General features: G+C 40.9%; 13 protein-coding genes. 7 read left to right on the top strand and 6 right to left on the bottom strand.

What is annotated here, in order from left to right; all coding sequences use genetic code 11:
* Positions 1-255 precede the first annotated feature (255 nt).
* The 4 genes from CKW00_RS12990 to CKW00_RS12975 form a co-directional block, all read right to left on the bottom strand.
* The gene (locus tag CKW00_RS12990) at positions 256-807 is read right to left on the bottom strand and encodes a recombinase family protein (protein WP_095822917.1); all 552 of its coding nucleotides are present in this window, start codon (positions 805-807) and stop codon (positions 256-258) included.
* 624 nt (positions 808-1431) lie between these two features.
* Positions 1432-2325 (bottom strand): S8 family peptidase, encoded by an 894-nt coding sequence (locus tag CKW00_RS12985; protein WP_095822916.1) that lies wholly within the window; start codon positions 2323-2325, stop codon positions 1432-1434.
* Between the two features lie 41 nt (positions 2326-2366).
* Positions 2367-3050, bottom strand: a complete 684-nt coding sequence (locus CKW00_RS12980; protein ID WP_095822915.1) for an N-acetylmuramoyl-L-alanine amidase — start codon at positions 3048-3050, stop codon at positions 2367-2369.
* 11 nt (positions 3051-3061) lie between these two features.
* Positions 3062-3214 carry a YvrJ family protein gene (locus CKW00_RS12975; RefSeq protein ID WP_008590935.1) on the bottom strand — a complete coding sequence of 51 codons (153 nt, stop codon included), beginning with the start codon at positions 3212-3214 and terminating at the stop codon, positions 3062-3064.
* Between the two features lie 183 nt (positions 3215-3397).
* Between CKW00_RS12975 and CKW00_RS12970 the strand changes: the two genes are divergently transcribed.
* The 5 genes from CKW00_RS12970 to CKW00_RS12955 all read left to right on the top strand — a co-directional run bounded on the left by CKW00_RS12970 (position 3398) and on the right by CKW00_RS12955 (position 7258).
* Entirely contained in the window at positions 3398-3979 is a 582-nt protein-coding gene (locus CKW00_RS12970; protein ID WP_095822914.1) for a sigma-70 RNA polymerase sigma factor region 4 domain-containing protein, read from the top strand.
* The gene (locus CKW00_RS12965; protein WP_093108235.1) at positions 3976-4179 is read left to right on the top strand and encodes a hypothetical protein; all 204 of its coding nucleotides are present in this window, start codon (positions 3976-3978) and stop codon (positions 4177-4179) included. Before CKW00_RS12970 ends, CKW00_RS12965 begins: the two co-directional genes overlap by 4 nt.
* A gap of 57 nt (positions 4180-4236) precedes the next feature.
* Positions 4237-5538 carry a peptidoglycan-binding domain-containing protein gene (locus CKW00_RS12960; protein WP_095822913.1) on the top strand — a complete coding sequence of 434 codons (1302 nt, stop codon included), beginning with the start codon at positions 4237-4239 and terminating at the stop codon, positions 5536-5538.
* A 128-nt stretch (positions 5539-5666) separates the two neighbouring features.
* Complete coding sequence (locus CKW00_RS13755; RefSeq protein WP_158221322.1) at positions 5667-5840, top strand: hypothetical protein; 174 nt, start codon at positions 5667-5669, stop codon at positions 5838-5840.
* Between the two features lie 863 nt (positions 5841-6703).
* Positions 6704-7258, top strand: a complete 555-nt coding sequence (locus CKW00_RS12955; RefSeq protein WP_008591948.1) for a recombinase family protein — start codon at positions 6704-6706, stop codon at positions 7256-7258.
* A 262-nt stretch (positions 7259-7520) separates the two neighbouring features.
* Here CKW00_RS12955 and CKW00_RS12950 read toward each other — a convergent pair whose 3' ends face one another.
* Together CKW00_RS12950 and CKW00_RS12945 are read right to left on the bottom strand one after the other, a co-directional pair.
* Positions 7521-7844: a hypothetical protein gene (locus CKW00_RS12950; protein WP_095822912.1), complete on the bottom strand. Its 324-nt coding sequence runs from the start codon at positions 7842-7844 to the stop codon at positions 7521-7523.
* The gene (locus CKW00_RS12945) at positions 7844-8071 is read right to left on the bottom strand and encodes a hypothetical protein (protein ID WP_095822911.1); all 228 of its coding nucleotides are present in this window, start codon (positions 8069-8071) and stop codon (positions 7844-7846) included. Before CKW00_RS12945 ends, CKW00_RS12950 begins: the two co-directional genes overlap by 1 nt.
* 508 nt (positions 8072-8579) lie before the next feature.
* Between CKW00_RS12945 and CKW00_RS13870 the strand changes: the two genes are divergently transcribed.
* Both CKW00_RS13870 and CKW00_RS12935 read left to right on the top strand, forming a co-directional pair.
* A complete protein-coding gene (locus CKW00_RS13870; protein ID WP_233129788.1) occupies positions 8580-8747 on the top strand; it encodes a hypothetical protein in 168 nt (55 codons plus the stop codon).
* Positions 8748-8843: 96 nt separating this feature from the next.
* A complete protein-coding gene (locus CKW00_RS12935) occupies positions 8844-9125 on the top strand; it encodes a helix-turn-helix domain-containing protein (RefSeq protein ID WP_095822910.1) in 282 nt (93 codons plus the stop codon).
* Positions 9126-9285: the final 160 nt, after the last annotated feature.

The raw sequence follows: 9285 nt of genomic DNA, 5'->3' as shown, positions 1-9285 counted from the left end.
GAAGCAAGCCCTGAACTGCACACCATGTTCGAAGAACGGTATGGGTCTCAAACTGAGACAGAGGAGAAAAGCTAATCCCTCCTCCGAGGATCACCCTACTGTTTTACACAAACTTATTGACGGTACCAATTGATTATCAGCAAGTTAACTTTCAAATATTATCTGACGTTCATCTTTGGATAAATTCACTAAAATTCAATATAGTTTAAGGGATAATATAAAGTAATACAATTTTTCGTTCAAAAAAGTCTTTTATTAAAGTTTTTTATTCGCTCTTTTCAACGTGCTCATACTTATCCCTGTCATTTGTTCCACTTCTCGGTACGAGGCTTCTTCTAACAACTGAAGCGCATGCTCAATCTGCTTCTTACTATATTTTTTCGGCCGGCCTTCGCGGAAGTCCGGTCGTTTTTTTGCTAGAGCTTTCCCATCCTGGGTTCGTTCGACAATCATGTCACGCTCGAATTGCGCGAAGGAGGTCATAATGTTGAAAATCAATCGTCCGGTGGGCGTATTTTCGACTATCCCCATGTTTAAGACGTGCACCCGTACCCCTCTCTCAAACAAATCCTCAATAATACTAGTTGCATCATTTGCAGAACGGGCAAACCGGTCCAGTTTGGTAACAATCAGTGTATCTCCTTCATCTATTCGATTGATTAGTTCATTGAACTCTTTGCGTTTTTCCCGTTTCGTCCCTGTTACGAATTCCTGGTAAATTTCTTCGCATCCTTCTTTTTTTAATGCCTGAAGCTGTCCTTCCAAATCCTGACCTCTCGTCGACACTCTCGCATATCCAAATTTCATAAAAAATCGCCCTCACTTTTGAACCTAAGTTATGACACCGTTTTATCTACTGATTTAATCACATCAGCTTATTGGTGTCAAAACTTCAAAATTCAGATCTATCTCAAAGTGCTATATATGTGTTGTTGTGTCATTGAATTATTGTGGTATTGAGTTACTGTGTTATCGTTCGTAGATAAACATGGAAGTGGTAACTAGAAGATGAGGAAACTAGGGGTGTATGAGACCATAGCAAACCCTCCCTTTATGTAATGTGGAGGAAGTCATAGACGTAGATTCTTTGTAAACGATAAAAATAAAAGATCAGGGTAGCCCTTCTCTCTTATTATTTCTCTTACCCTCCGAGACTGACAGAAAAAGTTCTCCTCTGTCTCCTATAAATGTTCATTCTCCAACCATGTTCCAGCCCCATTGCTATCTCTCATATATTCAATGCTTTAAAACAATGGTCTTTCATTAACAGGTGGACGTTGAACACTCCCTATATCAAAGCCCGGCACCCTTTATAACATAAGGGGCCGGGTTTTGGTTGTTCTATTCTATAATTCTCTACCAACGTACCTCGTACGATAGTAGAGGACAGAGGGGGGGGATGAAACCAACTTATGATACCAAAATAACCGTTTATGCAAAGGAAACAATTCGATCCCCTTGTTTTGTGAGAACGGTACATTTGTTTAGTGTTGTTAAGACGTTAGGAATGGAAATCTTTTGATCCTTTTCTTTTAACAAACGGTGCACCAAACTAATAGCACCAGTTATTTGCGGTACGGCCATGGACGTACCTGTTAATTGCGCGTATTCCCCGTTAGGAATCGTGGAAAAAATATTAGTACCCGGGGCCACGTAATCGATGTTTTTATTCGTGTTGGAATAATGGGCCACTTGATCGTTCCGAGTCATCGCTCCTATTTGTAGGACCTCTTTGTAAAAACCGGGATAAAAGATTTCGCTGGTACTCCTTCGCCCATCCCCGTCATTGCCTGATGCAGCTACACTTACCATACCGTTCTGATAAGCCTTTCGGATAGCACGATGAAGGTCGGCATCATTTTTCTGACCTCCTAAGGAAAGGTTCAACGTTGCGACTTTTTCGTTATTAGGCCCTCGCCATCTAATCGCATAATCAATAGCCTCTACTAATGATTGATAATTTCCGGAGTTACGGCCTTCCCCCAGGACCTTTAAGATGAGTAATTTTGATTTAGGAGCTATTCCTACCATGCCCTTCCTGTCGTCTTTGGCAGCCACAATACCGGAAACGTGCGTCCCATGGATATCACTATCTTGAACATCGGACTTGGTACCTGTATCAGTGAAATTACGTACATCGATAATATTCTCCCTGAGATCAGGATGAGTGATATCACACCCTGAATCGATAATAGCGTTCACTACACCCTCGCCTTGATGGGCATCTTTCCATATCGCCGGAGCATGCATTCTTGTCACCCCGTAAGGCTTTTTGTGAAATTTCTCTTCTACCTTTATTTGTGGCGTATTTATTTTTGTAGTCATTCCCTATCCCCCCTTCTTTTCGATTCCCGGCGTGTCTCCGGTCACGGAAGCATTTTCACGTATTGGTCGTTTGCCGTGATATATAATCCGCTTTTTAGTTGGTACATTTGGTGCGAATCTACCAGTAACTCATCTTTTAATGTAAAAACCTCTCCCGCAGTCACTGTAGTGTATCTAGCGTCCCAGTCGGGACGATCGTACACCCAAAGAGTATGGGCTTCAATAACAATTCTTTGGCCAGCAATCGATTCTGCACCCTCTTCCGATCGTAATTCTTTTTTAAATGCCTCCCAGTCATTCAGCAAACGAGCCGGACAATTTTTCCCCGTCCATCTGTGATGCGTAACTACATTCGCATAAGGAATAGAGAGACTTGCTTTTAAGGACTGTATAAGCTCCATGGCTTTTTGTTTTGTTTTAGAAAAAGAACCGTCTTCATTCACGCAAAGTTCTATGCCGATGGATGCAGCGTTCCCCTCGCTTCCGGCATGCCATCCTATTTCATTAGTAGGAAGATGTTGAATAATCTGCTTATCGTCTACGGTATAGTGCCAGGAAACCTGGCGGTTTTGAGCTTCTTCTCCCTTCACGTACCTAGCATGCATCTCCGCATCGGCACCTGTGTTTGTATTAGCTGTCTCGTGAATAGTGATATGCGTGGCATTTAGCTGATCTCCCGGACGATTTGTATTCGTGGTAGGAATTACATCTTGTTTGATTTCCATCTATACCCCTCCTATTTTTTCTTTTCAAGGACGTTCTCCAGAATGCGTATAGCTGTCGTTAGGCTATCTAGTCTTTTTTCGAATCTAGTTAATAGATATATAGCTACCAACGTAGGAAAGCCATAATTACCTAGCAATACTGCCCAGTCTGGTATATTCTCCATATCTACTCCTCCTTTGCTTACCTCAGAAAGATGAAAAAGCCTGAATGAATCAACCAGTAGGCATATAAATTTTCAAAATTATGGTGTAAAATAAAAAAACAAGAACGTATGTTCGTGTTTTGGTTGATGTTTGTTCTGTTTTTCTTCTTTATATAGTAATTGCATAATAAGGAGGGTTTTATAGTGAATAAAAAACAAGGGAACAATCTTCCGTATTCTTATAGAGAAAACGACTACTTTTTTGCAGATCCTTTGATTCAGTCATTCATGAGCGAAGGGAATAATGAAGAATTGTTTAGAGAAGCTACGAACGAAAATAATCTTGAAGCGTCCAACTGTCTGGATCAGCGCTTTCGGGAATTCTATTTAAGGGTTCGATTGATTCATTACGCCGATAAATTGGCTCGTTTATACGTGAAATCTTACGGAGAAAAAAAGAGGAAACACTATGCGGAACTAACGTTGGACACATCTGTCCAAAACGGAAGTGAAGGGGAAACATCCTTAAAGGATCTGTATCCTCATCCTCAACCGCCCCTTGTCGAGGAGACGGCAATCTCTATCGAAGATATTCTACCCACGAAAAAAATGATTCAGATCTACCAATCATTTAGTAAGCAAAAACAAATCATTCTTCATTTATGGGTTTATGTTCAGTTATCTATCAGAGAAATTGCAGAAGTCCTTTCCTGTTCTCCTCAGAATGTTTCCAAATTGAAAGCGAAAGCGTTGAGTCAATTACGAGAAGGGAGGGATAGGCGATGAATAAGAATAAAATTATCATGGAAGTCGTAGAAAGAATGAACGCGAGGATTGAAACAGGCGCCAAAGGCACGGGTTTTCAGGATAGAGAGGATGTAAAACAAGATATCCATATGCGTCTTGTGAAGGTGGCTCACGACATGGACGTTATATCTTTTTGGACTTTTAAACAGAACTTTGAAAAAAATACGGAGAATGGTTGAAAAACTACGGTTTCTTCTTCTTTTATAGATAGACCAACAAAAAAGGAGAGATTTTACATGAATATTGATAACCAATCCATTAATTCAAACGCAGCTCCAAGGTGGATCGAGATGGTTCAGAAACAACTCATTCGTGAAAACCCAAGTGCGCTACCCGGATACGGGGTGGACGGATCTTATGGACCTGAAACGGTAGAATGGGTAGAAAAATTCCAAAGCCGTAAAGGGCTTGCCGTTGATGGCAATGCCGGGCCGAACACGTTAGCAACGTTGCGTTCCGCTATCGATTTACTTCCTGGGATGGATGGAAGAGGCATCGAACTTCTTCAAAAGGATTTGCTGTATTTTGATATTCAACAAAGCACCGTCGATGGAAGCTATGGGCCGAAGACCGAACAAGGGGTGAAGGATTTCCAATTCTTAAATAACCTGGAGGTAGACGGATTTGCGGGACCTAATACGCTCAAAACGATGGATAAGTACATCACTGATCTAATAATTCAACGGGGAGCTAACGGAAGTCACGTACGACGTATTCAAAATCAACTGAATGAACAGAGCGAAGTTGCTATTTCTATTGCCGTAGATGGGAGCTATGGACCTGGTACCAAAGATGCGGTGGAAACCTTTCAATCAGCAGTAAATCTGAATCCAGACGGAATAGTGACACCTCGGACTATGAATCTTTTAGATTTAGAAGCAATGCACCCATATACAGATGAAGAGAAGCAGGAAAGACTTGAAAGCGCAGGAATATCTTCAGAAACGGTATCTCAAACTACGAAGGATAAATATATCCAACTGGTAGAAGACTCTGCAGTATTTGCAGCCTCCTTTTCTTCAGTATCATTACCAAAAATAAGCAATGATGTCAGTGTAGTTCGAGTAAATGCGGATACAACTCTAACCGATAAAATTATTACGGTTTCAGGTCAGGTAGAGAATAACCCTAACTTGAACTTCTATACTCACATCGATGAACACATGGATAACATCATCACACATAATGTGTTTGATATTAATGGAACTAGATATTCAGATCTGGTTAAGATTACCTCATATGATGTCATGAATGAAGAGGTTGAGAGCACAGAGACTTCGTGGGTAGAGATTGATAACTCTTTACTTGAGACTAGCCTAAAATACAAAAGGCTAGAGCAAGAAAGTGTACAAACAGCTTTCTCGAGAGGTTATGAGCAGTGGGCGATTTGTGAAGGAATTGGTCAAATATCTTGTGCAATTTTGTTAGCTGGAGTAGCAACGGCGGGGGCTGGCATTGCTTGTTCAGCAGCTTGGGCATTCACCACTGTTGTTTTAAGCCCAGATACATGTGAAAATATATACTACCTTTTTGATTAAAAGAGAGTAATAAGGGAGCTACTTTATAGTAGCTCCCTGGTGTTGTTTTGGTTAAAAAGGGAAAATATAAATGCAAAAGTGATTTTAAGCCTGATTGACCAATTTGTTTTTTAAAAGGAGGAGCAATTATGAAAGGTAAGGAAAGAATTATTATAGCTATTGCAATTGGAATAGCTTTATTTTTAGGAGTTCAATTAGGGATGACTTTATCAGATAATGTTTTCGTAGTATTGGGAATGGCACTGCTGATTGGACTAATCGTACGGATTTCTTCTCAAATTATAATCAAAAAAATGAAGTGAAACAAAATGGTTGAGGTGTTAAATGAAGTTGTTTCTCAGTACATAACTGTTTGTTTAAGTTACATTAATTTATAGAGTCTATGAAATTAATAATTAAAATGGAGTGGTTCCTATGAGCTTTATGACTGTAATAATTATTCTATTAGTTATAGGAGGATGGACAGCTATTATTTTAAAGGATCTCCCGACCCGAGGTGAAAGTAAAGGAAGATGGGTCCACGGCGTTGCAGCTATAGTATTTGGTTTATTAATCATTTGGATAGTAACAAGCTTTTGAAAAATTATGGCTGGAGTATTTGAAATAAACCTACTATTATGAATATAGATAAAAGCTTGGGTTTAAGGATTATTTTTTGAATATCTTCCCTTACCCTTGTTTTTCTTTGTTTTGCTCATTTCCTTTTTATAGTTTTTCAACATTTTTAAAGTTTTTAGAAAATTCAAAATAAATATAAAATAAGAGGTGGATATCATGTCTAAAAAAACGGAATAATTTTTATTAGCGCACTAATTGTTTTCGGGGGTTTATATATGAGCCAATATATATTTGGTTTTGAGTTCGACTGGCTACATTTATTTGACGGAAGACGGCACAATTGAGGGAGGCAGAAAATGGGGGTAAGCCTATAACCAGAATCATAGAAATTCATTACAACAACCTGATAGTTTATCAATCGTAGGTAACAATTATTGTCTTTGTTCCAAAACTCGTCCTTTTCTGTACACATAGTCATTGCATACGAAAAGGATTTTTTTATGTATTTCATGTACAAAAACCCTGTTCATTATTCAATGTTCATTAACCTCTGTTCTTTTATCTTATGGTACAATGAAAATATGGGAAAAGAGAAATGAGGGATAGAATGTTTATAGGATATGCACGTGTTTCTACAGGATTACAAAATTTGGATTTACAATTACATGCGTTAACCGATTATGGATGTGAGAAAACGTTCCACGATAAAATGAGTGGAACGAAAAAACAACGCCCAGGTTTAGAGGAGGCTATTCATTATGCACGTGAAGGAGATACGATTGTCGTTTGGCGTTTAGATCGTTTAGGAAGAAATATGCAGGATTTAATTCAACTGGTAAATGAATTAAATGAGCGAGGCGTAGCTTTCCATAGTTTACAGGAAAATCTGACGATGGATAAAAGTAATGCGACCGGTCAATTAATGTTTCACTTGTTTGCGGCCTTTGCCGAATTTGAACGGAATTTGATTGAGGAACGCTCGGCTGCAGGACGAACAGCTGCAAGAGCAAGAGGACGTCTCGGAGGACGTCCGGAGAAGTTTGGGAAAAAAGACATTGAAATGATGCGCTCTTTGATTACCAATGGGACTCCTATTAAAGATGTTGCGGAGAAGTGGGGCGTGTCCAGAACCACAATTTATCGTTATTTGGAAAAAAAGTAGATGGAAAGCATTGTTACGTATCGGTATCAAAACTTCAAAGTTATGAACCCGCATCGTTAGGAGATAAAGCTTTAACAGCTTTCCTGGATCCCATCAAACTTAAGACCTTCTGAAAACAATAAAATATACGGTCGACTACCTCCCTTAACGGGGCCTTCCGTTTCGGGGATTTTTTGGCATACGCCTGCTCCGGCACAAGGGTTACCTAATAAAAAAAGCCGTCCTGCTAAAGGACGACTGCTCTTTCTGTGGCTGTTTCATTTCATTGGAGATGATAACTCGCAAAAAGGGTAGCAATTTCCCGGTAATCCCGCTCGGAGAGGACGCCACGGGAACGTAACGTCTGATTATCGTACCGCTTATACCGGTCGTATTGAATATGGGACCCTTCATCCAGGTTGGCGTGACGCCAATCCTGCACCCTGTACCGATACGGGTGATTATGTGTAGGACCTGAATGCGTAACCTTTAATCCCAGAGCATTGTGCTGCTCTGTATTTACGGTCAAAATGAAAACAGGGCGACGATTGCCACCCTGTTTTTCTTCATACGGAAACAAAAGTTCATATAGATGACCGACCTGCATCAGTCTTCATCCTTTGCCCAATACGCGTAATCTGGGTGATCCGGGGCTATATCCACCCGTCCGAATGTATCTACGGGGAGTGTCTCTTGGTCCGGTAATTTATTCATATCGATTGTCGAGGCAATCGCGTCCAATTTCTTCTGGTGCAGTTCCTGGCGCTCTACGCGAAGGGACTTTTTCACTCTTGCTCTTTTCATCGATGTCTGAGGATTAGCAATGTGAGGCATATTCGTCTCCTCCTTTTTCCACGTACGCACAGGTATCGCCACATCTCTTGTTATGGTGAACGGTCTATGCGACTTTTAAAAAAGTATCAGTGGTTGTATCTTTATCATATCCCCGGGAAAGGGGTGCCGTCAATCATTATCGCCTTCTGGGCCTGGAGCAGGTCATCAAGACTTAAGGAGGGAATTCTGCTGAATTTTCTTGTGAATAAGTGTCGCGAGATTTTGGTTTGCCGGTAATTGTAACGCGGCGGAAAAAGGGGGGACACGCTACCCCTTTAGAATGCGGTTTAACGGCCACCCCGCGCCGGACACCGTCGCAATGGATGTCAGACTTCGACGTGTATGCTGACTTTTGCTTTGATTTTGGATTCGGGGTTAGTCGCGTTTTCCTCTTATAATAAAAGAATGCAGTTTTCCGTTAATCCACAAAGGTTCCTTTATGTTTGTTAAATACGATGACACCAAAACGCCTCCTTATCACGATTATAAGATAAGGAGGCGTTGTTTTATGTATATCTATCAGCGAATCAGTTACGACGGAAGCAGCTGGCGCAGCAAGAGTATCGATACGGAGAGCTTGTTTGACGAGGATCCGTACCGCAACCAGACATTACCCGGCAAAGAAGTACGGTTCACTCATGAACCGATAGACGGGGACTACGACAGGTTGTGCTAAGCGTTGTCCGGTAAGGTAGTTACCATTTAGGAGAATCCCAGGACGCATTTTCGGGAAAGGATACATATATGAATATAGTTGGAAGGAGACGATTCGATGAAGGATTTAACTCGTACAGATGATATCGTCAAAGAACTTCCGGAGACCGAGGAATTCTTTTACGGAATCGGCGCGGTATTGGGACGCGCTGTCTTTTCCGCCCGTATGGAGGCGTCGCTCACGCAAAAAGAGCTTGCCGACAAAGCCGATGTTGATCTTACAACCGTCACACGAGCCGAGGGCGGTTCAGGTGGTCTTGAGGTCCATATGTATGACAAGCTGTTTCGAGCGCTCGGTATATCGCCGCGGGAGTACGCGGCTCTCTTTGGCCATTCGTAAGTAGATACGTAAGCATATAAAGGCATATACATGAGTCAAGTCCTTAATCTTGTGTAAAAATATTTTACAATGATTACCACTACGTGATTATAAAAGGTGAGAAGGGGTCAGCCTTCTCTCCTTTTCTGTAGAAATCTACGATTTTCCTTTTCCATCGTTT

The organism is Salimicrobium humidisoli, from assembly GCF_002295105.1.
Lineage (GTDB): Bacteria > Bacillota > Bacilli > Bacillales > Halobacillaceae > Salimicrobium > Salimicrobium humidisoli.
Note: the sequence above shows the minus strand (reverse complement) of the source record. Positions and strands in the feature narration are given on the sequence as shown.